Raw genomic sequence first — 23,279 nt, forward strand, 5'->3', positions numbered from 1 at the left:
AGGTGTCCTTTTTGTTTACTAAAATTATGATAAATAGAAAATAGCTTCGCGCAAAAAGCGCGAAGCTATTTTCTATTTACTGGGGTTTTGTCCCAGCCTCTTTTCGGAACTTGTTGAGATAGAATGCACCTATACTTAAACAATTTGATAAACACGCGCTTCATAAGGACGAAAAGTCATTGTATCAAATGTTTCAACACCAAGTTCCATCTCATAGTTACTTAATAACAGTTTCCCTTGTTTCCCAACCAATTTCTTAGGGGGTTCAACTTCTGCATTATGTCCAAATAAATTCGTTAGGATCACATAAGTCTGTTCTTTTGAAGTGCGCAAATAAGCAAAAATCTCATCATGTTCCTCTAAAATGAGCTTATAGCTGCCATATATAAGAGTTTGGTTCCCTCTGCGCAATTCTATTAACTTTTTATAGTAATGAAAAATAGATTCAGGATTTTTCAATTCCGCTTCTACATTAATTTCTGTATAATTTTGGTTTACTTTCAACCATGGTGTTCCGATTGAGAAGCCACCGTTCATCTCACGGTTCCATTGCATCGGTGTTCGTGAGTTATCACGGCCACTCTTCCAAATGATTTTCATTACCTCTTCATGACTCTTCCCTGCAGCCCGCTCCTCGTTATAGAGGTTTTTTATCGCAACGTCATTATAATCTTCAATAGATTCAAATTTAACATTCGTCATGCCAATTTCTTGTCCCTGATAAATAAACGGTGTCCCTTGCATCAAGAAATACATGGTCGCAAAGCTTTTTGCTGATTTTCCCCTTAAAGTTGTATCATTTCCCCATGTTGAAACGGAACGAGGTTGATCATGGTTCTCCAGAAATAACGCATTCCATCCAATGCCATCGAGACCTGTTTGCCATTTGCTCAGCGTTTGCTTGAGACCATGAATATCGAGTCCCCCTGTTGCACTTTTCCCCCATAGATCTAAGTGTTCAAATTGGAAGATCATATTAAAATAACCATTTTCTTCGCCAACCCATGCGTCAGCCTGCTCTACAGAGACTCCGTTTGCTTCTCCAACGGTCATGATGTCATACTTGTCGAATGTTTCTTTTTTTAATTCTGTTAAAAACACTTCAATTCCAGGACGATTCATGTGGCCTTCATAGGAAGGGACATACTTCTTCTTATCAGGATTCGGCATATCAGGAAAACCGGGAATTTTTTTTATATGTGATATTGCATCTACACGAAAACCATCTATTCCTTTATCCAGCCACCAATTCACCATTTTGTACAAATCTTGACGTACACTCGGATTTTCCCAATTTAAGTCAGGCTGTTTACGTGAGAAGACATGCATATAATATTCTCCCGTCTCCTTATCATATTCCCAAACAGAGCCGCCAAATATGGACTCCCAGTTATTAGGTGCCTTGCCATCCTTTCCAGGGTGCCAAATATAATAATCACGGTATGGATTATCCTTGGATGACCGAGATTCGATGAACCACTCGTGCTCATCCGAAGTATGGTTGATGACAAGATCCATAATCAATTTCATCCCACGCTTATGAACTTCATCCAGTAATTCGTTAAAATCCTCCATCGTTCCGAATTCAGGTGAAATTCCTTGGTAATCACTTATATCGTAGCCATTATCATCGTTCGGTGACGGGTAAATTGGTGATATCCAAATCACATCAATTCCCAACTGCTGCAAATAATCCAGCTTGGTTATGATCCCTTGAATATCTCCAATACCGTCTCCATTTGAATCCATAAAGCTTCTTGGATAAACTTGATAAGCTACTGCTTCCTTCCACCAATTACTTCTCATGGTTTTCCTCCTAAAGCTGTACTGTTTATTATTTTTATTACTCGGTAAACCAACAGCTAAATGCGTACCTTAAGGTCGTTTATACGAACTTACCGAATCCCGGTAAATCACCTTATGCGGGATGATGATTCGCTTTACCGGTTCTGATTTGTCTACCGTCTTTTCAATTAGAGCCTTAGCTGATTGTGCCCCAAGTTCGTATATTTGAATATCAATCGTTGTTAATGCAGGTCTGGTGATCTCCGATAAATAAACATTATTAAAACTTACTAATGAAATATCCTCTGGAACACGAATTCCCGAATCTTCCAGCATGCCCAAAACTCCTAGGCTGATTAAATCATCACTGATGACAATTGCTGTCGGACGCTGTTTCAATGCGAGTAAACTTTCCACTGCTTCCCGTCCTGCTGATTTAAGAAATTCAGTATGGATGTGATAATCTTTTACGTCCTCTAATCCAGCTTCCTGCAGAGCGGTTTCATAGCCTTTCTCCCGATCTATCGTTACAAACAAATCACGCGCCCCACCGATAAAAGCAATCCGTTGATGACCTTGTGCTATAAGGTACTCTGTAATTTCCTTCCCTGCAGAAAAATTGTCGTTATCGACATGTGTTATCTCGTTCATATACTCGTACGGCTTCCCAACAATGACAAAAGGAAATTCGTTTTCCCTAAGGAAGTTGGTTATACGATCATCCATCCTTGAGTAAAGTAAGATCATGCCATCAACATATCTGCCATAGACCATCCGCTCAACTTCTGCAAAAATCTCATCCTCGGTTTGTCCGCTGGAGAGCATCATTGTATATTGCTCTTTATGTGTGACGGATCCAATTCCCCGTAGTATTTCAGGGAAAAATGGATTTTGTAGTGCCTTATCAGCAGAAGATGGCAGAATGACACCAATCGCTTTGGTCGACTGGGCAACCAAATTCCGTGCGTGGATATTCGGATGATAACCTAATTCCTTCATCGCTTTCCGTACTTTCTTTTTCGTATCTGAACTTATCCTTGGATTATCGGCGATCACTCTAGAAACCGTAGAGGGTGACACACCTGTTGCCTTTGCTATGTCTTTAATTGTTACCATTATTCTTTACACCCTCCTTTCCAAATTTCACTCCGTGTCATAAGCATTCCTGGCCCGAATTATCCTTTCGTTGCCCCTGATGTTAAACCGGAGATCAAATAGCGTTGTAGCAGAAGGAAAACCAATGCAATCGGAATGGCAATTAATATGGCTCCTGCTGCAAAACGGGTAAAGTTTGTTGAAAATTGATCATTGATAAAACTATATAGTCCAAGTGCCAACGTATAGTTTTCCGGACTTGTAAGTACAATCCTTGGTAATAAGAAGTCCATAAAAGGTGCCATAAAGTTAAACAGAGCAACGACCGCTAAAATAGGCTTTGCTAATGGAAGCATGATGGTCCAGAAAACCTTCAAATGCCCAGCACCATCAATCTTCGCCGCTTCATCCAACTCTTTTGGTATGGTATCAAAGTAACCTTTTACTAGCCATGCATTAAATGGAATTTGACCACCGAGATAAACTAGCAGCAATCCCCATAGTGAATCCGTCAAGCCAATCGTATTCAACAGAATATAAATCGCTACCATCCCCATTAATGCCGGGAACATCTGCAATAATAAAAACAGGTATAAACCATATTTACGCCCTATAAATTTATATCGAGAAAAGGCGTATGCAATAAGCGACGTTATAATAACTGATCCAAGTGAATTTAGAATGGCAACGATTAAACTATTTTTATACCAGAGTAAATAATCACTCCGTGGATCCGTAAACAGCCATATATAGTGTTCTAATGTTGGATTAGATGGAAATAAATCTGTCACGAGCATATTTGTCCCGGGGTTTACACTCATCATAATAGCCCAAAATAATGGATAGCCGATAATGATAAACATAATCAGGAAAAATAAATAGATTAACGTTACTTCAATTTTAGATTTAGTTTTTCTATTCATCAGTAACGTTCCCCCTCATCTTTAAATGCTGCCGTTCTTCTAAACTGGAAGAATGCAAAGCCCATCACGATAAGTCCCATGATAATTGTAATCGCTGCAGCCATATTGTAATTATTTGTTTCAAACGTCAATTTATAAACCCATGAAATTAAAATATCTGTACCTCCAGCATTTTGTCCACGAACAGCTGGATTTCCTTCATTGAACAGATAAATAATATTAAAGTTATTAAAGTTACCTGCATATTGCATGATAAGAAGAGGTGCAGTGGCAAATAGAACATGTGGAATCGTAATAAGTCTTAGCTTCTGCCATCTGGTTCCGCCATCCACATCTGCTGCTTCGTACATATCAGCAGGAACACTTTGAAGTACCCCGGTAAATAATGCAAAGATAAAAGGAAAACCTAACCAGGTTTGAATCATGATTAATGCAATCTTTGCCCAAAATGGATCGGACAGCCAAGGTATCATTATTTCAAAATGACTTAGTATATCTCGGTTGATCGCACCAAATGTGGGATTGAAAAGTGCTGAAAAAATTAAGATAGAAACGAATGCAGGCACAGCCCAAGGTAAAATAAGTACGGTTCGAATTGTTCGCTTAAATTTAATTCGCTTATCATTAACGAGTAAAGCTAAGAAAAAGCCGAGAATGATTTGTAATGTCGTTGCAACGACTGTCCAAACAATCGTCCAAGTAAATACACTTAAGAATGTATTCTTCCATATATCGATATTAATGAGATCTGTAAAATTAGCAAACCCTACCCAACTCAATAGGTTCCTAGGTGGAGAATTATACTGATTATAATCAGTAAATGCTAATGCAAGCATAAATAATAGTGGCAGTACAACGATGAAAAGAAGCATTACCAAACCAGGCAAAATCAAAAAGTATGGAAAACCACGATCATAAAAGTTAGAAATCCCTTCTAACAAAGTGGGAATAGGTTTTCCTTCTTCTCTAGTTTTTGCATCTTTTCGTGCATCTAAAATATTGTATGCATAAATACATATCCCAAAGAAAAGGACTATCAATGAAATGAGACCTTGCAATAATAATTGAATGGAATGATGTTCACGAGGTATGGTTCCAAGAGTAAATAAACCCCAAATCCCGATATCTATATAGTCCCAAGTAGTAACCAAGAAAGAGATTGAAACGATCAGCAGTATGAATCCCTTTAATAATCTTCTATTATATAGTTGGCCTAATCCTGGAACCAAGACGGATAATAACGTAGCAATATTTCGAGGTGCGCTTAGCCCAGTTTTCTTCTCCGCTTGATTATTCGTCATTTCTATTTCCCTCCTAAAACGAGTAGCTTAAAGACAGCAGCATTTCTCGAAAATAGTATATGGGAGCAAAGAGCCCCCATATACCAGATCCATGTACTTTACTGGTTCGCACCAGATGCTTCAATATTGTCATTTATGGATTGGACAGCCTCATCTAGTACTTCGTCCACCGGCTCCCCTTTAGAGATAAAGCTTAAAGCATCATTGAATGGAGTCCAGACTTGCTGCATTGCCGGTACATTCGGCATCGGCTCACCATAGTTTGTTTGCTCTGCAAATGCGGAATAAATTTCATCATCGGCAATGACTGGATTTTCAATTGCATCATGTCTTGGAGGCATTTCACCTGCCACTTCATAATAAATCATCGAGTTCTCTGCATTTGTAATGTATTTCATTAGATCCTGTGCCCATTCTTTATTCTCAGAGTAGTATGATAGCATGTAAGATTTTACTCCAACAAAGGATTTAGGACGCTCTCCATTATCAAGGACTGGTAATGGAACAACACCGAGATCATCACCTAATGCTTCAGCATATTCACGAGCCATCCAAGGTCCATTAATTACCGTCGCTACTTTTCCTTCTTTAAATAATCCATTCATAATATCCGGTGTTAAATCTTGTGGAATGTAACCTTCATCAAACCATGTCTTGACTAAATCTCCACCCTGCTTTGCACCTTCATTCGCAAGCCCAATATCGGTAATATCGTAGTTTTCTCCGTCATTTGCAAAGACGTATGCTCCATATCCGGAGAAAAATGGGTAGACGAAATATAGATTAGCAGCTTCCATCAAGAAACCATATTTATCTTGTGATGCATCTGTAAAGTCAGCTGCGAGGGACATGATCTCTTCCATCTTTTCGGGTTCTGTTTCAACTAAAGATTTGTTATAATACATCGCATATGTTTCCATGACAGCTGGGAATCCCCAATAATCACCGTCAAATGTAACAGCTTCTTTTGCAATATCTGTATATTCGGATTCTGCTTCACCCAAATCAACGGGGTCAACTAATCCACGAAGTGCTAAATCTCCAATTCTATCATGCGGTTGGAAAATGATATCTGGACCATTACCAGCTGGACCTTCCACATCTAATTTTTCAACTTGTTCCAACATGTCCACTGGGACAAGCTCAACTTCTATTCCTGTTTCTTCAGTATATTTATTTGTAATTTCCTCCATCGCCGTTTGTTGCTTCTCTTCTGCATTCATCCAAAGCGTTAATGATTCAGGCTTCTCCGGCATGTCCCCTTCTGATGCGCCCTCTCCACTGGTATCTCCATCAGTCGGCTCTGCGTCGTCTGGACCGCATGCTGCAAGTAACCCAACAATCAACAATAAAGCAAAAGCATAACGTAACCATTTACTCATTTCATTGACCTCCCCAAAGTTTTGATATCTCAATGACGCATGCAACATTAGGCAATCGTTTGCACAATCATTGTACTTTAAATTATACACACCTTTACTGAAAGCGCAATCATATTTTCGTTTTTTCATAACATTTTCTTACCTACTATCTATAATGACGGTTACAAACCTATCAAATTAGTGTTAAACTATTAAATAACATCGATGATTTATCAGGAACTAGAAATATAACTCTATCTAATCAAATGCACAGATACGTGCAAACGTTTGAATAATATAGGAGGTATCTTCATTGTTAAAAGAAGCAATCTATCACCGTCCAAAAGATAACTTTGCATATGCATATGACAAAGAAACATTACACATTATGTTGCAAACGAAAAAGAATGATATGGATTCTGTTGGACTTATATTTGGGGACCCTTATGATTGGGCTGATGGAAAGTGGATGACTAAAACAGTAGAAATGATAAAGACAGGATCATCGGCTTTGCATGATTATTGGTTCGTCGCTGTAAAACCGAAATTCCGCCGAATACGGTATGCCTTTCGTTGTATGGATGCAAATGAAACATGTTATTACACGGAGAGTGGTATTTATTCTGCCGCACCTGAGGATATATCTCATTATTTCTGTTTCCCGTATATGAATCAGGTTGATGTCTTTCAAGCTCCAAGCTGGGTAAAGGAAACGGTATGGTATCAGATTTTCCCGGAGCGATTCGCAAATGGAGACCCTTCCATAAATCCTGAAGGCACGCTGCCTTGGGGCTCAACAGCACCTACACCAACCAACTTTTTCGGCGGGGATTTCCAAGGTGTTATCGATCATTTGGATCATCTCGTTGAATTGGGAGTTAACGGCATATACTTCACTCCAATTTTCAAAGCATATTCGAATCATAAATATGACACCATCGATTATATGCAAATCGACCCACAATTTGGTGATAAAGAGACGTTTCGCCGGCTTGTAAAAGAATGCCATAAACGTGGAATACGTGTTATGCTTGATGCGGTGTTTAATCATAGCGGCTATTATTTCCCACCTTTTCAAGATGTGTTGAAAAATCAGGAGAAGTCAGCTTATACAGATTGGTTTCACCTTCGGGACTACCCTGTAAAACCAGAGCCGATACCAAATTATGATACTTTCGGTTTCGTTGGTTCGATGCCTAAACTGAATACAGAAAATACTGAGGTAAAAGCCTATCTGTTAAAAGTTGCACGCTATTGGGTGGAAGAATTTGATATTGACGGCTGGCGCCTCGATGTTGCGAATGAAGTCGACCATCAGTTTTGGAGAGATTTCAGAAAAGAAGTAAAGGCTGTGAAGCCAGATGCTTATATTTTAGGAGAGATTTGGCATGACTCGATGCCTTGGCTTCGTGGCGACCAATTTGACGCAGTGATGAACTATCCCTTTACAAATAGTGCCATCGATTTTTTCGCTAAGCGTGAAATGACAGCCGAAGACTTTGCAAATTCTATAACCAAAGTACTTCATATGTACCCAGCTAATGTAAATGAAGTGCAATTTAATTTACTGGACAGCCACGACACACCACGTATTCTGACACTAGCAGATGGGGACATCGATAGGGTGAAACTTCTCTATCTATTCCAACTATCTTTTATCGGAACGCCATGTATTTATTATGGAGACGAGATTGGGATGTCTGGTGGTCAGGATCCAGGTTGCCGAGCATGTATGATTTGGGACGAGACGAAACAAAACAAAGAATTATTTACATTTGTTAAAAACTTGATTGAACTGCGTAAAAACGTTCCTGCTTTTGGTAATGACGGTACTTTCAAGATTTTAGCTTTTGATAATCAATCCAATACGTTAATTTACCAAAAACAAAGCCATAACCGAAAGATCCTTTTTGCCATCAATAATAGCTCGAAAAAACAAGCTGCACATCTACCTGATTTTCAAAAGTCTTCTTGCAGTGAACTGCTCATAGGAAAAGATAGTGAAGCTGCTTATCATAGAGTACCGTTTGAAATGGAACAGATTGAAGTTCCCTCTATGGGCTTTCGGATATTTGAATATCGACTATAAATAAAAGTTCAATATCAACAATAAAACACCACCTCTAGGATACTGAAACCTCGAGGTGGTGTTATAAGAAACATAATTTCTACAATCCGCTTATTTTTTATTTAGAGTGATTAGTATCTCAACCCGTCTATTCTTCTGACGGTTTTCTTCCGTTGAATTTGGAACAGCTGGTTTATACTCTCCATATCCTTTCGCACTAAACATCGTCGGATCCAGTTTTTCATTTTCAAGCATAAGCTTCATGAAATTGACGGCCCTAGCGACACTAAGCTCCCAGTTCGAAGCATATGAGCTGTTCGAGATCGGAATATCATCCGTATGTCCACTAACAATGACTTCATGCGGCGGATCGAAGTAAAGAAGCTCTGCAACCTCTTCCGCTGTCTGCTTTGCATGCTCTTTTACTTCGGAACTGCCTTTATCGAAAAACACATCGTCGACAATAGTCAGCTTCAAGCCTTCCTCTGAGAGTGCTGTTTGGAATTTTTCTTCCAACTCATGCTCCTCGATATAGGTGTCGATGCTCTCTTTCATTTGCTCCAATGGTGATCGATCAGAAGTCCCTTCATCAGGAACCTCGCTTTCATCAGAATGTTCTTTTGGAATAGGTTTTTCATCGGATTCATTATCGTTCACCGGTGTCTTTCTAGGTAACTCCTCTTCCAGTATTCCAGCACCACCTAGCGAGAACTCACCACGAAATACTTGTGCCAGCTTCTCATATTTTTGGGAATCCACTTCACTGGCGGCAAACAAAATGATAAATAGTGCGAGTAGAAGCGTGAGCATATCAGAATAAGGAAGTAGCCAGGATTCACTAATTTCCGTCCGCTTTTTCTTTTTTCTCCTACTCATATGAATTCTCCTGTTTCAACTCGCCCGCTTCCTTCTCAGAAAGGAAAGCGTTCAGTTTCTCCACCATCATGGAACGGGAATGACCATAAGCCAACGAAACGATACCTTCTATAATCAACTCTTTTTGTTGTACTTCCTTTTTAGACTTCTCCCGTAATTTGTTCGCAAAGGGATGCCATAACACATACCCCGTAAAAATCCCCAACAACGTCGCAATGAATGCAGAAGAAATCGCATATCCCAAAGCATCTGTATCAGACATATCAGCTAATGCCGCAATAAGTCCTACTACTGCACCTAGTACCCCTAATGTTGGAGCATATGTACCAGCTTGCGTAAACACGCCTGCCCCTTCCTCATGCCTTTCTTCCATTGCTTCTATTTTCTTTATCAGAACATCTTTTATGTACTCTGTTTCCTGTCCATCCACCATCATTTGAATCCCACTGGATATGTAAGGGTCATTGATGGATTCTATTTCTCTTTCCAATGCGAGCAAACCTTCTTTCCTTGTCAGATCAGCCCACTCACCAAATTGTTGAATCAATGCTTTGTTGTCCAATTTCTGTTCTGTAAATAATATCCGAAAAAATGACGGGACTTTTCGAATCGTGCTTGCAGGGAAAGCTATCATTACTGATGCTACTGTTCCGAGAATAATTACAAGGATAGCCGCCAGATTGAATAAGGCTGATAAGCTCACACCTTTTAATATCATCCCTAATCCAATTGCAAGTAAACCAATTAGCAATCCGATTATCGTCGTTAAATCCAAAGATATCCACCTCAATTGCGATATATTTTAAGTTTGATTGTTTTCCAATTAACAACCCGGTCTTTTGCCCTATATCTTTTATCGGGATAATTCGGTGGATATCAAGGTATATTTTAAACGTAGAATGTTCTGTATTTTGAGAAGTATATCGATGCAAAGTTTATTTGTCTTTATTTAAGACTTTCACTTACATGAAATGGATAAAGAACACCAACTAAAAAGTTGACGTTTCCTTAACCTACTTTATAACTAGATCAGCAATATGTTTTTCTAATCTGTTATTAAAGTCTTCCATTACTTCGAGCCATACTCCGGTTATACAGTTTCGTAACAACAAGTAACCCAAGCATAGCACCGGATACACTACTGACTAGAAAAGCTGGGATAAAAGCAAATGCACCAACAGAAGAACCCATAAAAACATGGGCAAACGGAACCGCAAACAATGCGCCAATTATGCCGCTTCCGATACCTTCACCTACAGCAGCAAGTGACCTCTTCTCCGTTTTTTTATAAAGTACTCCAGCCAAGAACGCCCCAACCATTGCACCTGGAAACGCCAGGAATGTTCCAAGTCCGAGCATATTGCGTAATAAACTGATCATAAACGCAATGACAACAGCCGGGCCCGGCCCCAATGCAACAGCCGCCATGACATTGATGGCATGCTGCACTGGATACGCTCTTGCCACTCCTGCCGGGAACCAAATCAATTGCGCGCTGATTGTGCCAATCGCAATAAAAACTGCCATGGTAGTGATCAAACGTGTTTTATTCATCCTTTCACCTCCACTTTATAGGGAACCAAAGAAATAAAAAAGCCAGATCCATAGGACCTGACGGCAGAAAAAAGTATGAGAATTTACCTCACTACTTCCCTCCGCTGGTACTAACCAGATCAGGTCGATAAGAGTCGGAAAGAATAGCCTTTCCTCTCAGCCCGCATTGTAGGCACCCCTAGTAGTTTTAAAGCTTATTAGATTCGTGATAAGCTTACCAAATGTAGTGAGTATGTCAACTATGGAGATTTTTCAGCATAAGGTACTAAAAACCAAAAACAAAGTTGAACTGATATTATTTCCTCTTGACATCCGTACTAATTTTCGTTAAATTATAAATAATAAAACTATAATAGCTGCTTATTCTAATTGACTCTGTTGTACAAACAGAGCATTCCATTAGATAAAACCAGTGATATTGCGTGGATGTATGGCACAGAAAAACGCTATGCTTCCACCTATATTACTGGTTTTTTATATTAAAAGGAGGTATCACTATGGAGTTAGAAAAACTGATTGAACTAGACAAGAAACATTTTATCCATCCCACTTCATCGATACAGCAACAACAAGCTAATGGACCGAAAGCTATTATTAAAAAAGGCGAAGGAATTTATTTAACTGACAAAAATGACAACGTTTACATTGATGCCATGTCATCACTTTGGAATGTCAATGTTGGCCACGGAAGAGAAGAGTTAGTCGAAGCAGCTGCAGAACAAATGAAAAAATTAGCATTCAGTTCCACTTTTTCTACGTTTAGTAATGAGCCTGCTATATTATTAGCTGAAAAAATCAGTTCCATTGCTCCTAAAGGGTTAAATGCTGTGTTTTTTACTTCTGGTGGTTCAGAGTCCAATGATACTGCGATCAAACTAGCAAGGCATTACTGGAGAATTCAAGACAAGCCAGAAAAGAGAAAAATCATTGGACTTAATCGTGCTTATCATGGGGTGGCAGCTGCATCAACAAGTGCTACAGGTATCCCTGAATTTTGGAGCATGGCAGGTAAAATGATGGTTGATATTTACCACGCCGATAATCCATATGGAAATGGAACAGTAAAAGCGATCCAATCCCTTCGATCAGTCATTGAAAGTGAGGGACCTGAAACAGTTGCAGCTTTTATCGCTGAGCCAATTCAAGGAGCTGGTGGAGTACTTATCCCGCCGAAGGACTATTTTCAAGAAGTGCGCAATCTCTGTGATGACTATGGAATATTATTTATTGCCGATGAAGTCATCACTGGATTTGGACGAACTGGAAAATGGTTTGGTATTGAAAACTATGGTGTCACGCCTGACGTGATTTCTTTTGCAAAAGGTGTTTCAAGTGGCTACATCCAACTTGGAGGAGTGATTGTATCTGATCAAATCCATGATGTACTGAAGGATAAGTCTTCCGGAACATTATTCCATGGATACACGTATAGTGGTCACCCGACTGCAGCTGCTGTTGGACTGAAAAACATTGAAATTTTAGAAGAGGAAGAGCTGGTGGAGAATTCGAGAGCAATGGGAGAAGTAATGCTCGAAGGTTTTAACAAGCTGAAAGAAGACTTGGACATTGTTGGTGATGTTCGTGCTATCGGCCTACTCGGAGCAGTGGAGCTTGTGGAAGACCCTGCTTTAAACAAAAGATTTTCCAGAGATTTACAAGTAGCACCAAAAGTAATTGAAGCATTGCATCAAAGAGGAGTCATTTGCCGTGCTGTAACGTATGAAGATACAGATATCATTTGCTTCTCCCCTCCTTTAATCATTAACAAGAAGCAAATTGAAACAATGACCGAAAAACTGCACGATGCCATCAAAGAAGTTAGAAACGGACTGTCAGCAACTTTAAAATAACCTGCGATTTTGGTGAAGCATTTCACCATGGATTCCAGTAAGGGGGACGTGTAATGAATTCGGATCAACAATTACTTAAACTGCTAGGTAACAAAGATGTCCTAGCGCTCGCTTTTGGTGCAATGATCGGTTGGGGATGGGTTGTAACGACCGGGATTTGGATTAATCAGGCTGGATCATTGGGGGCGATCCTAGCATTTGTTATTGGTGGAATAATGGTTGTATTTGTTGGCCTCACCTATGCAGAATTGGCTTCGGCCATGCCGCTTGTTGGCGGTGAACTCGTCTATACCTATAAAGCAATGGGCAGAGTCATGTCTTTTATCACAACGTGGGCAATTGTTTTTGGCTATATATCGGTAGTTGCATTCGAAGCTGTGGCCTTACCAACAGTGTTTGAATATTTAATTCCAAACTTCAGCCAAGGATATTTGTATACGATTCAGGGATGGGATGTAACGATTACTTGGGCAAGTACAGGAATAATTGGCTCCATTCTAATTGCTTGGGTAAACTATCGCGGGATTAAGCTTACTTCTTTTATCAACATGGTTTTAACATTATTGATTATTATTGCAGGAATTTTATTAATAACAGGGAGTGGTATTTCTGGTACAACAGAAAACATGCAACCATTCTTTGAAAAAGGGTTTGCCGGACTTTTGACCGTCGTTGTCATGACCCCCTTCATGTTTGTCGGTTTTGACGTTATCCCTCAAGCAGCCGAAGAAATCAATTTACCTAAAAAACGTATTGGACAGTTATTAATTTTCTCTGTTGTTTTGGCAGTGATATGGTATGTAGCTATCATATTTGGTGTATCACGTGTCATGACACCTTCTGAATTAGCTACAACAAATTTAGCGACTGCAGATGCGATGGGGAAAGCCTTTGGCGGTAGTCAACTGATGGCAAACATTCTTGTATTGGGTGGAATTGGAGGTATTTTGACAAGTTGGTTAGGTTTTTATGTTGGTGGAAGCAGAGCAATCTACGCCATGGCTAAAGCAGGTATGTTGCCGAAATTTCTAGGGAAACTGCATCCGAAGTATCGGACACCACATAACGCTATCCTATTGATCGCCATTTTATCAACATTTGCTCCATTACTTGGACGTCCAGCTCTTGTTTGGTTCGTGGATGCAGGAGGCATCGGACTCGTGATTGGTTGGTCTATGGTGGCACTTTCCTTTGTCATCTTGCGTAAAAAAGCACCCGATATGGAGCGTCCATTTAAACTTCGAGGCGGCACACTGCTTGGTTGGATTGCGACCATTTCAGCATTTGCTATTGCCACTCTCTATTTACCGGGGATGCCTTCCGCTTTAGGGGTGCCAGAATGGATTATAATCGGAGTCTGGTTTTTAATTGGAACAATATTTTATAACTATTCAATGAGAAAATACGGTAAAGAAAGTGCCGATGCACATCTAAAGAAGGAAATCGATCGAATTGCATAAGAACACAAACGTATAATAATAAGTCTATACAAATAATTAAGAATATACTATAATAATAGTTAGAAATCATGTCAAGACGACTCCACGTCTACACCACATGATTCTTTACTACAATAATAAATTAACTGCCTAAACTGTTCCCTATCCCTGCAAGGATTGGTCCAACAGTCAGAAGCCAGTTCAAATGAATGTACAGACAACACTGTATCTCATTTGAGCTGGCTTTTTTTCATCCCTACGAAAGGAGGTAAAAATTTTGGCTTCAGCTTTATCACATATTAAAATCCTTGATTTGTCCCGTGTGCTTGCCGGTCCATATTGCACGATGATCCTTGGAGATCTTGGTGCTGAAGTATTGAAAGTTGAGGCTCCAGGCGGCAGTGATGATACACGTAAATGGGGTCCCCCCTTTCAAAATGAAGTCAGTGCCTATTACCTGAGTGCGAACCGCAATAAGAAAAGTATAACCGTTGACTTGAAAACAGATGAAGGAATTGCATTTATTAAAGAGCTTGTTAAGGAAAGTGACGTTATAATCAATAATTTCAAAACTGGTACGATGAAAAAATTTGGGCTTGATTATAATACTTTGGCTAACATTAATCCAGGACTCGTTTATTGCTCCATCACGGGATTTGGTGAAACCGGGCCATATAAAAATATGCCAGGCTATGATTTTATCATACAAGCAATGAGTGGATTAATGAGTATAACTGGCGATGAAAACTCAGGTCCACAAAAACTTGGAGTCGCCATTACCGATGTTTTGACTGGCTTATATGCCTGTATTGGCATCCAAGCCGCTCTTCACGAGAGAACGCAATCTGGTAAAGGACAAAAATTGGATATATCCCTATATGACAGTGCAGTAAGCTCCCTAGTCAATATTGGCAGCAGCTATCTGATGTCAGGTCAAATTCCCCAAGCTCTTGGTAATCGTCATGCAAATATCGTTCCTTATCAGACGTTTAAAACGGCAGACGGAGAGATTGTCATTGCAGTAGGTAATGACAATCAGTACAAGGCTCTATGTAATATTCTAGGAAGAACTGAACTGGCTATAGATGAGAGGTATGCAACAAATCCGGAAAGAGTTAAACACCGGCAACAGCTGGTTCCCATACTACAGGAGGCATTTTTAGAAAACACGTCCGCATATTGGCTGAAAAAATGTAGTGAACATAATATTCCATCCGGACCGATCCAGAATGTAGAAGAAGTGGTACACGATCCACAACTTCAAGCACGTGAGATGTTTATCAGTATGGATCATTCCACCGCCGGACGAGTCAACATGATTGGCAGTCCATTAAAGTTAGCGCGGACACCGGTAACATACCGACATCCCCCACCGGAGGCCGGTGAACATAATGAAGAAGTTAAATGGAGAATAAAACAATAAACCAAGGAGAGATGAACAAATGAACTTCGAATTCTCAGAGGAACAAAAAATGCTACGTAAAGCAGTAAGGGATTTTACCGATAAGGAAATTATGCCGTATATCGCGGAGTGGGACCGCGAAGGGAAATTTGAACCAAGCCTGTTTGATAAATTAGCAGATTTAGGCTTAATGGGAGTATGCATCCCAGAGGAATATGGCGGTAGTGGCATGGATTATAATTCACTTGCCATTGTATGTGAAGAGCTGGAGCGAGGAGATACAGCATTCCGCACGGCTGTATCCGTTCATACCGGCTTAAATAGTATGACGTTACTACAATGGGGTACTGAGGAACAAAAGCAAAAATACCTCGTACCTCAAGCTAAGGGTGAAAAGATTGGTGCATTTGGTCTTACTGAACCTGGAGCAGGCTCAGACGTTGCTTCGATGGAAACGACTGCAGTCAAAAGTGGTGATCAATACATTTTAAACGGACAAAAGACATGGATTTCGCTCTGTGATGTAGCCGACCACTTCCTTGTATTCGCATACACAGGCAGCAAATCGGAAAAGCATAAAGGAATATCCGCCTTTATCGTAGAGCGCACATGGGAAGGTTTTTCATCAAAAGCGATTAAAGGAAAATTAGGTATCCGTTCTGGTAATACCGGTGAGATATTTTTTGATAATGTAAAAGTACCAAAGGAAAACTTGCTTGGTGAAGAAGGTGAAGGCTTCAAGATTGCCATGTCTGCGTTGGACAACGGACGTTTCACTGTAGCAGCTGGTGCAGTTGGACAAATTATGGCGTGTCTTGAAGCAAGTGTAAACTATTGCCATGAAAGGGAGACATTTGGTAAAGAAATCGGCAAACACCAGCTCGTGCAACAAATGATCGCCAAGATGGAAGCGGGACTCCAAATGAGCAGACTTCTCGTTTATCGTGCTGGCGAATTAAAAAATCAAGGAAAACGCAACACCCGGGAAACTTCCCTCGCGAAATGGCAAGCTTGCGACTTTGCCAACCAGGCTGCAGATGATGCGGTGCAGATCCATGGTGCATACGGTTATTCAGATGAATACCCGGTCGAAAGATATTTACGAAACTCAAAAGCACCGGTTATCTATGAAGGTACAAGAGAAATCCATACCATTATGCAAGCAGAATATATATTGGGCTATCGGAAAGATAAACCACTTAATAAAATGCTGCCTGCTTGGAGCGCTGAAACCGTCAAACATTAAATCAACAACAGGTATCTTTTCATTCTAAGAAAAGGTACCTGTTATCATTCTTTTTACAGGTATTTTCACCATGGAAGGGTTCTCTGCAAATGAATGACGTTTACCTCATATTTTCGTACTGCTTGTACAAGTCTTTCAATGCGGAAGCCAGTGCGTTACCCGCTTTTCCAAGATAATGTTCTTTTATCATTTGAACAGGCTTGTCGATCCCATCTTGTAAACTATGTCCTTTCAGCAAATGTTGGATAAAGTCCCGTCCATGCTCTGTTGCCAAGGTACAACTCGCGGTCACAATCACACCATATTTTTTATCTATTTCAGCAGTGATTGTCAGTGTTTCATAAATATTTTTCGCTGCCATTCCAGAAGGGAATCTAGAGTGTCCCGCAATAAAGACTGTGTTCATATTCCTTCACCTCAAATTATTTTTTGAATTTTCTTTTACTATAAATATAGCATTAATTTTCATTACGATATAGTTTGTTTACGGAATAGAATTATCGTAAAAACTTCAAATTCTGCCACCCCAGTTTTTTCCTAATAAAATCCCTCCTGTAAGCATTTTTCCCATGTTTCGCACATAAACTTGAAATAAATACCATTAGAACATAGGCTCTGTAAATCTTTCCTAACATCATCAACGAAGCAGCACGGTCGTTATTACTGAATGTTATTCCTTTTTAAACAACCTGAATGGCATCTAACGCAAATCTGGATATATTTTAAAACCAAAACAGCCTTTTATTCTTATTGAATTGTAAAATTTCGCGCAACTATATACCCAGTTCTTTCAACCTGTTTGTCGAACACACTTACTAAATATTACATTTTTCTCTACTTTTTCAGGATGAAAAACCCAGTTATAATCTCCCTATGAGATCCGTTCAGCCACTAAACATCCTGATTTTTACCTCCATTCGTCAATAATCACTATTTTTAGTATAAATAGTAATAATTGTAAATATTTAATATAATCTAGTAAAAACAGGTTGTATTATAGGTAGCTATTTTGCCTTTATAAGTTGAAGGGAGGAAAGAAAGGATGGAGAAAGATAAAATTTCTGAAAAAGATCAGAGTGAATACACTTGGGCAAAGAAATTTATCGCTGAAAATGAATTGATTTTCCAAAATTATTTATTGCAGTCGTTCTTGCTGAAAAAGGAAAATTATTCGCTGCTGAATCAATCCATCCGTTACCCAACATCTGATGCTAATAAGGCTTTGGACCGAGCATTCCAGGAACACTTTGCTGAACTGAGATTAATCAGTCAACTCTCTAATGAATTAAGAAGGCATGCCATCCGTTATGATCAAAAAATCAACCTGTACAGAAACAGGCAACCGCTTATCTTGGACCAGCCCATTAATGAAGAAGAGACGCCAAGTCCATCTCTAGTAGATATCATTAAAAATGGTGACACATCTCCTTTAGACCAAGCTTTGAAAAACAGCTTAGACTTGGAAGCACATATTGAAGATCCAGCACTTTATCAAGCGATCTTATCTCTTACACCCCGGCAAAAACACATTTTAACCGCATCTTATCTGCTGAATATGTCAGATACTGAAATCGCAGCTAAAGACGGGGTCTCCCAGCAGTCCATTTCAAAAACAAGGAACAAAGCCTTGGAAATTTTGAAACAAAAATTAATGGCAGAGGAGGGAGAACATGGCTGAATTCTATACGCTTACCAGTCTGATTCCGTTACTGGAAAATGTTGGTTTCCCTTTGGTCGTAACCTTAATCCTGCTAATCCGTTATGAAGTTAGGATGGAGCGCTTGGAAAAGCATTCAAGGGATCTGACAGACACCATCAATAAATTAAGGAGGGATATTTCATGACTCGACTCATCGAACTAACCAAAAAAGTCCAGAAGCATAATGATATCAAATCACTGGAAATTGTTCTTAATTTATTCGAGCCAAAAATCAAAGCCTCTCTGAGACAAACTTCTCCTCAAGAACAACATGATCTTTATCAAGAGCTGAAAATAAAAGTCATTGAAATTGTAAGAAAATATGATATTAACGACACATGTGGATTTTGGGAATTTACAAATAGGTTAAAGGAACAACATGCACTTGATTGCAAGGATAAAGAAACATCTTGAAAATAAATATTTACAGGGGGAGTAGAGACAATTTTATATGATTATAAAAATCATCTTCCATCCACCAGTAAGTCCCGTTCCCTCATATCCTTTAGGGGAACGGATACATAACCATAATCTTTTAACCGCCCACATTCTCCATGCATAGAGTACTGTTCATCCTCTTTTTCTCATTCATGTCTTCACTTTTTTTAGTTACCCACTATTCTTTGCAAAACTTTAGGGAGAACCACCGGCTCTCCCCTGCCATGTGCTTAACTTTCCTGCGCTACTTTAGTCGAGCTCGGTAATTGATAGTGTTGTGCCATCTCCACTGCACTACCCGCTTCTACATATCCCCACACATCATCTAATGTTGACTGGGCAGTCGCCTTAAGGATGCTTTTTACATCATTTGGGCTAAGATTTGGATTGGCTTCCAACATGAGAGCGATGACTCCCGCACATATAGGTGTAGCCATTGAAGTTCCTGATAATTGAATATATTTTTCATCAATGATCTGGTCTGGCAGTTCGGATTCCAACCTTGACCCAGGTGCCAACAACGAGATGATATTTGTGCCAGGTGCATAAATATCGGGCTTTACAAACGAGTCAATGGACGGCCCTCTACTCGAATAATCCGCTATATGATCGTCTGAACGGTCTACTGTATTTAAGTCATCTGTTGATCCAACCGTAATAATAAAAGGATCAATCGCAGGAGTACTGATTGTTTGTTGTTGCGGACCGCTATTTCCTGCCGCTGCACATACGACAATTCCATTATGCCATGCCATTTGAGTTGCTTGAGCCAAAGGATCATCTCGGAAGGACTCGTAGGCCGGTGCTCCAAGCGAAAGGGAGATAATTCGAATCTCATGCTCTTCTTTATGCTCGATGCACCATTCCAACGCTTCGATTATCGTTGAGAGTCTGCCACTACCCTGCTCATCTAAAACTTTCAAACCGACAATCGAAGCTCCAGGTGCAGCACCAATATATTTGCCATCTGCAAAACTGCCACTGCCTGCTGCAATCCCTGCACAATGCGTCCCATGACCATTATCATCATATGGTTCGTTCTCTCCGTTAACAAAATCATGGAAAGCTATCATTCTATTTGATGGCTGAGTCACGTCTTCATGCGGGGAGATACCTGTATCAATAACCGCTATGGTGACTCCTTCCCCGGAAAAACCTAATTCTTCCTGAACTTGAATTGCACCGATTTGATCAGATGCAATATCAAGGAAAGAGGTGACCATCCGATCATAAAATATTCGTTCTACCGCTTCATGTTCTTTAATTTGTTTTATTTTCTCTGGTGTTAGATATCCCTTCATTCCATTTATACTGTGTAATTCCCTACTAAGATGATTATGGGAGGCGTCATTACATCTTTGCAGAAGGTCATTTCGTTTTTCTTCGTCGCAATTCCCTTTCAGGTATACGATAATTGGAATTTCATTTCGATCCCCATTTGAGCTGTTACGTAATTGTTCCACCAAGCCAGGATCAAGTTTTCTTCCAGCACCTTCAAACCATAGTTCTTTGTTATTACTCATTTTAACATCCTCCTTGTTTTGATGAATGGTATATCGGACTCCTTGTCCCCCCCTCCCTATTTGGCCTTGTTGAACGCATGAAACATGTGCAATTTTCCTGGCACAAGAAAAAGGATACCTATACGTGTAAAGGCATCCCTTTGGAATAAATAACAACGTCAAAGCTAAAATTATTTAAATGTCACATTTTTGTAATATAAGCAAAACAATTTGATATTTAATCCGGATTGTTCAAGGTGACTATTAAACCAGCATTTCCAATAACTTAAACATGGATAGCTGAATCTAATAAAATGAATAATAACGTATACATGAAACCAAAATAACGATAAAGCTTTTATTAAAATACTTTATTGGAATCATGATAAAGGAGGTTTTTAAGTGAATAAACCGTATCGTTGTCCAAGTTGCAAAACAAACAGATCACGCTTTAATATCATTGAGCAAGTGGCCACCCCTGTTAAGCTCGACGCTACAACCGGAGAAGTCCTGACGGAATATACGGATGGAAATACAGAATCATTTCATCATCCATATAACGGACCAAAATTCAGAATTCAATGTGGCGTTTGTGGACTGATAGAAAATGAGAATATGTTTAAACAATTCGCTGAGTATGGAGGAAATTAATAAATACTGCAATTCTTGAACATGGACACCAAACACCATATGATAAGTAAACAAACACACAGAATCGTTGTTTCCTGTGTGTTTGTTTCGTTGTATAAAAATTAAACCGTTGCCTTCATTTCCATGTTCCCTGAATCATCGTCTCTTCTTTTTTGAATAAAGTAAATACCGAGAACAAGTAGAGCACCTATTGCACTACTTACGAAATCTGGAATAATCAGGATAATTCCGGCAGCAAATAAAATAAGTCTTTCCCAAAGATAAGAATCCCGCATGAAGTGGCCAATTACAGAACTGCTGACAGCCATCATTCCGAGAAGCGCAGTTATTAATCCTATAATTAGTGGAATCACCTCTACATTTACTAATACGAGTATTTCATTGTATACAAATATATACGGTACGATAAATGCAGCGATTGCCAACTTAACAGCAATGACTCCACTTTTGAACGGATTAGCTCTCGCAATCCCCGCTCCGGCATATGCCGCAAGACAAACAGGTGGTGTAATATCCGCTGCAATTCCAAAATAGAATACAAACATATGTGCAGCGATAGGAGCGATACCGAATTCATTGATCAGTACAGGAGCTGCAACCGTCGCTGTAACCACATAATTCGCTGTTGTCGGCAACCCCATTCCAAGAACAAGGCATGCAATCATCGTAAAGAATAAGGCGAATATCAATATCCCCCCGGACAGTGCTATAATTCCAGAGGCGAACTTTGCACCAAGACCGGTGATACTGACTACCCCTGCAATAATGCCAGCTGTACCAACCGCTGCAATTACCGCCAAAGCTACACGTGCCCCTTGTTCAAGAACATATATAAGCTTCTTCAGGTTCATTCGTGACTCTTTATCAATAAAACTGACGATAAAGGCTCCAGCAATCCCCATGATTGCGGCTCTTTGCGGGGTAAAACCTATCATAATCGTCCCGATTATAATCACAACCGGTAAGAGCATATACCAATTTTGAGCCATAAGTTTCCGGAAACTTGGCAAATCTGCTTTAGGCAAACCGTATATTTTTAATTTTTTTGCTTCAAAATGAGTTCCGATAAAGATACCAGTAAAATAAAGAATGGCTGGAATAATTGCGGACAGCATAATGGTCGCGTAGGATACACCTAAATACTCCATCATGATAAATGCGGCTGCCCCCATTAGTGGTGGCATAATTTGTCCACCTGTAGATGCCGATGCTTCTGTTGCCGCTGCGAATTCAGGTTTAAATCCTGACTTTTTCATCATCGGAATGGTGAAAGATCCGGAGGCAACTGTATTACCTACTGAACTTCCAGACACCATTCCTTGCAATGCACTAGCAGTAACCGCAGCTTTAGCCGTTCCACCAGTAAATCTTCCTGTAAGTGCAAACGCAAGGTTATTAAAAAACTCCCCGATTTTAGTATTCACAAGAATTACTCCGAAAAACAGGAATAGAAAAATAAACTTTGCAGAGATTTGTATCGGTGTGCCGAACACACCACTTTCCTTATACCAAATATCAGTAGCAAGTCTTTCGAAAGCAAACCCTGGATGAGATAGGATTTGCGTAGGAACAAAATTACCGAATAAAGCATAGAGCAACGTAATTGATGCAACAATTACAATCGGAACACCTACTGTTCTTCTTGTCGCCTCCAACAATAACAAAATTCCGAGTACTGAAATGATCACATCCATGGTGCTGTAACCGGAAATTCTACTCTGTAAAATTGAATCAAAGAAAATAATTTTATGATAGGTCACATACATTGCTGTAAATGCTAAAATAACATCATACCATGGTACTGTCTTTTGTTTTTTATGCCAACCTTTCTTTGCAGGAAATAGTAAAAATATAATACCTAAAGCTGTACCTAAATGAACAGCACCCTGCATTTGGGAAGGAAGTGTACCGAAGTAACCTGTATAAAGATGAAAAAGGGTTAAAGAAACACCTAAAAATGTTACTACCCAAGCCCACCGGCCAATTTTCTTCCGATAGTTTTCTTCTTGACTATATTTCTCTAATATTTCGGTAGTATTCAGCTCCTTGTTTTCATTCATTCCAACACTTCCTTTATTAGTACTATAAG

Annotated in this window: 20 protein-coding genes and 1 riboswitch; of the genes, 9 read left to right on the forward strand and 11 right to left on the reverse strand. The window is 39.6% G+C overall.

Features of this window, described 5'->3' with window-relative positions; genetic code table 11:
- Positions 1 to 135 precede the first annotated feature (135 nt).
- From ACFSBH_RS18975 to ACFSBH_RS18995, 5 genes are all read right to left on the reverse strand, one after another.
- Positions 136 to 1,806 (reverse strand): glycoside hydrolase family 13 protein, encoded by a 1,671-nt coding sequence (locus ACFSBH_RS18975; RefSeq protein ID WP_379599146.1) that lies wholly within the window; start codon positions 1,804 to 1,806, stop codon positions 136 to 138.
- 69 nt (positions 1,807 to 1,875) lie between these two features.
- Positions 1,876 to 2,901 carry a LacI family DNA-binding transcriptional regulator gene (locus tag ACFSBH_RS18980; RefSeq protein WP_379599148.1) on the reverse strand — a complete coding sequence of 342 codons (1,026 nt, stop codon included), beginning with the start codon at positions 2,899 to 2,901 and terminating at the stop codon, positions 1,876 to 1,878.
- 59 nt (positions 2,902 to 2,960) lie between these two features.
- Positions 2,961 to 3,803, reverse strand: coding sequence for a sugar ABC transporter permease (locus ACFSBH_RS18985; RefSeq protein ID WP_251512321.1), 843 nt, complete (start codon positions 3,801 to 3,803; stop codon positions 2,961 to 2,963).
- On the reverse strand, positions 3,803 to 5,104 hold the full coding sequence (locus tag ACFSBH_RS18990; protein ID WP_251512322.1) for a sugar ABC transporter permease: 1,302 nt from the start codon (positions 5,102 to 5,104) through the stop codon (positions 3,803 to 3,805). The genes ACFSBH_RS18985 and ACFSBH_RS18990 overlap by 1 nt, the downstream gene beginning before the upstream one ends.
- 98 nt (positions 5,105 to 5,202) lie before the next feature.
- Complete coding sequence (locus tag ACFSBH_RS18995; RefSeq protein WP_251512323.1) at positions 5,203 to 6,486, reverse strand: sugar ABC transporter substrate-binding protein; 1,284 nt, start codon at positions 6,484 to 6,486, stop codon at positions 5,203 to 5,205.
- A 292-nt stretch (positions 6,487 to 6,778) separates the two neighbouring features.
- On the opposite strand from ACFSBH_RS18995, the gene ACFSBH_RS19000 reads away from it, so the two are divergent.
- Positions 6,779 to 8,554, forward strand: a complete 1,776-nt coding sequence (locus ACFSBH_RS19000; protein WP_251512324.1) for a glycoside hydrolase family 13 protein — start codon at positions 6,779 to 6,781, stop codon at positions 8,552 to 8,554.
- A 90-nt stretch (positions 8,555 to 8,644) separates the two neighbouring features.
- Here ACFSBH_RS19000 and motB read toward each other — a convergent pair whose 3' ends face one another.
- The 3 genes from motB to thiW form a co-directional block, all read right to left on the reverse strand.
- Complete coding sequence (gene motB, locus ACFSBH_RS19005; protein WP_379599151.1) at positions 8,645 to 9,409, reverse strand: flagellar motor protein MotB; 765 nt, start codon at positions 9,407 to 9,409, stop codon at positions 8,645 to 8,647.
- On the reverse strand, positions 9,402 to 10,184 hold the full coding sequence (gene motA / locus ACFSBH_RS19010) for a flagellar motor stator protein MotA (RefSeq protein WP_251512326.1): 783 nt from the start codon (positions 10,182 to 10,184) through the stop codon (positions 9,402 to 9,404). The genes motB and motA overlap by 8 nt, the downstream gene beginning before the upstream one ends.
- Before the next feature lie 281 nt (positions 10,185 to 10,465).
- Positions 10,466 to 10,963: an energy coupling factor transporter S component ThiW gene (gene thiW / locus ACFSBH_RS19015; protein WP_251512327.1), complete on the reverse strand. Its 498-nt coding sequence runs from the start codon at positions 10,961 to 10,963 to the stop codon at positions 10,466 to 10,468.
- 79 nt (positions 10,964 to 11,042) lie between these two features.
- Positions 11,043 to 11,153, reverse strand: a riboswitch (TPP riboswitch).
- Positions 11,154 to 11,460: 307 nt separating this feature from the next.
- On the opposite strand from thiW, the gene ACFSBH_RS19020 reads away from it, so the two are divergent.
- The 4 genes from ACFSBH_RS19020 to ACFSBH_RS19035 all read left to right on the forward strand — a co-directional run bounded on the left by ACFSBH_RS19020 (position 11,461) and on the right by ACFSBH_RS19035 (position 16,900).
- A complete protein-coding gene (locus ACFSBH_RS19020; RefSeq protein ID WP_379599154.1) occupies positions 11,461 to 12,813 on the forward strand; it encodes an aminotransferase family protein in 1,353 nt (450 codons plus the stop codon).
- A 53-nt stretch (positions 12,814 to 12,866) separates the two neighbouring features.
- Positions 12,867 to 14,273, forward strand: coding sequence for an APC family permease (locus ACFSBH_RS19025; protein ID WP_379599156.1), 1,407 nt, complete (start codon positions 12,867 to 12,869; stop codon positions 14,271 to 14,273).
- A gap of 256 nt (positions 14,274 to 14,529) precedes the next feature.
- The gene (locus ACFSBH_RS19030; protein ID WP_379599158.1) at positions 14,530 to 15,675 is read left to right on the forward strand and encodes a CaiB/BaiF CoA transferase family protein; all 1,146 of its coding nucleotides are present in this window, start codon (positions 14,530 to 14,532) and stop codon (positions 15,673 to 15,675) included.
- Positions 15,676 to 15,694: 19 nt separating this feature from the next.
- Positions 15,695 to 16,900: an acyl-CoA dehydrogenase family protein gene (locus ACFSBH_RS19035; RefSeq protein ID WP_379599160.1), complete on the forward strand. Its 1,206-nt coding sequence runs from the start codon at positions 15,695 to 15,697 to the stop codon at positions 16,898 to 16,900.
- Between the two features lie 100 nt (positions 16,901 to 17,000).
- Here the strand turns inward: ACFSBH_RS19035 and ACFSBH_RS19040 are convergent, their stop codons facing one another.
- Positions 17,001 to 17,306, reverse strand: a complete 306-nt coding sequence (locus tag ACFSBH_RS19040; RefSeq protein WP_379599162.1) for a DUF3870 domain-containing protein — start codon at positions 17,304 to 17,306, stop codon at positions 17,001 to 17,003.
- Between the two features lie 636 nt (positions 17,307 to 17,942).
- Here ACFSBH_RS19040 and ACFSBH_RS19045 point away from each other — a divergent pair.
- The 3 genes from ACFSBH_RS19045 to ACFSBH_RS19055 are packed head-to-tail and all read left to right on the forward strand — an operon-like array spanning position 17,943 to position 19,013.
- Positions 17,943 to 18,578, forward strand: coding sequence for a sigma-70 family RNA polymerase sigma factor (locus ACFSBH_RS19045; protein ID WP_251512336.1), 636 nt, complete (start codon positions 17,943 to 17,945; stop codon positions 18,576 to 18,578).
- The gene (locus tag ACFSBH_RS19050) at positions 18,571 to 18,744 is read left to right on the forward strand and encodes a YvrJ family protein (RefSeq protein ID WP_251512337.1); all 174 of its coding nucleotides are present in this window, start codon (positions 18,571 to 18,573) and stop codon (positions 18,742 to 18,744) included. The genes ACFSBH_RS19045 and ACFSBH_RS19050 overlap by 8 nt, the downstream gene beginning before the upstream one ends.
- Positions 18,741 to 19,013 (forward strand): helix-turn-helix domain-containing protein, encoded by a 273-nt coding sequence (locus ACFSBH_RS19055; RefSeq protein WP_251512338.1) that lies wholly within the window; start codon positions 18,741 to 18,743, stop codon positions 19,011 to 19,013. The genes ACFSBH_RS19050 and ACFSBH_RS19055 overlap by 4 nt, the downstream gene beginning before the upstream one ends.
- A gap of 254 nt (positions 19,014 to 19,267) precedes the next feature.
- Here the strand turns inward: ACFSBH_RS19055 and ACFSBH_RS19060 are convergent, their stop codons facing one another.
- Positions 19,268 to 20,560 (reverse strand): S8 family serine peptidase, encoded by a 1,293-nt coding sequence (locus ACFSBH_RS19060; protein ID WP_251512340.1) that lies wholly within the window; start codon positions 20,558 to 20,560, stop codon positions 19,268 to 19,270.
- Between the two features lie 381 nt (positions 20,561 to 20,941).
- Between ACFSBH_RS19060 and ACFSBH_RS19065 the strand changes: the two genes are divergently transcribed.
- The gene (locus ACFSBH_RS19065) at positions 20,942 to 21,190 is read left to right on the forward strand and encodes a DNA alkylation repair protein (RefSeq protein ID WP_251512342.1); all 249 of its coding nucleotides are present in this window, start codon (positions 20,942 to 20,944) and stop codon (positions 21,188 to 21,190) included.
- Positions 21,191 to 21,291: 101 nt separating this feature from the next.
- Here ACFSBH_RS19065 and ACFSBH_RS19070 read toward each other — a convergent pair whose 3' ends face one another.
- On the reverse strand, positions 21,292 to 23,250 hold the full coding sequence (locus tag ACFSBH_RS19070; RefSeq protein ID WP_251512344.1) for a TRAP transporter permease: 1,959 nt from the start codon (positions 23,248 to 23,250) through the stop codon (positions 21,292 to 21,294).
- Positions 23,251 to 23,279 lie beyond the last annotated feature (29 nt).

The organism is Oceanobacillus luteolus (genome assembly GCF_042678205.1).
In the GTDB taxonomy this organism is placed as follows: domain Bacteria; phylum Bacillota; class Bacilli; order Bacillales; family Amphibacillaceae; genus Oceanobacillus; species Oceanobacillus luteolus.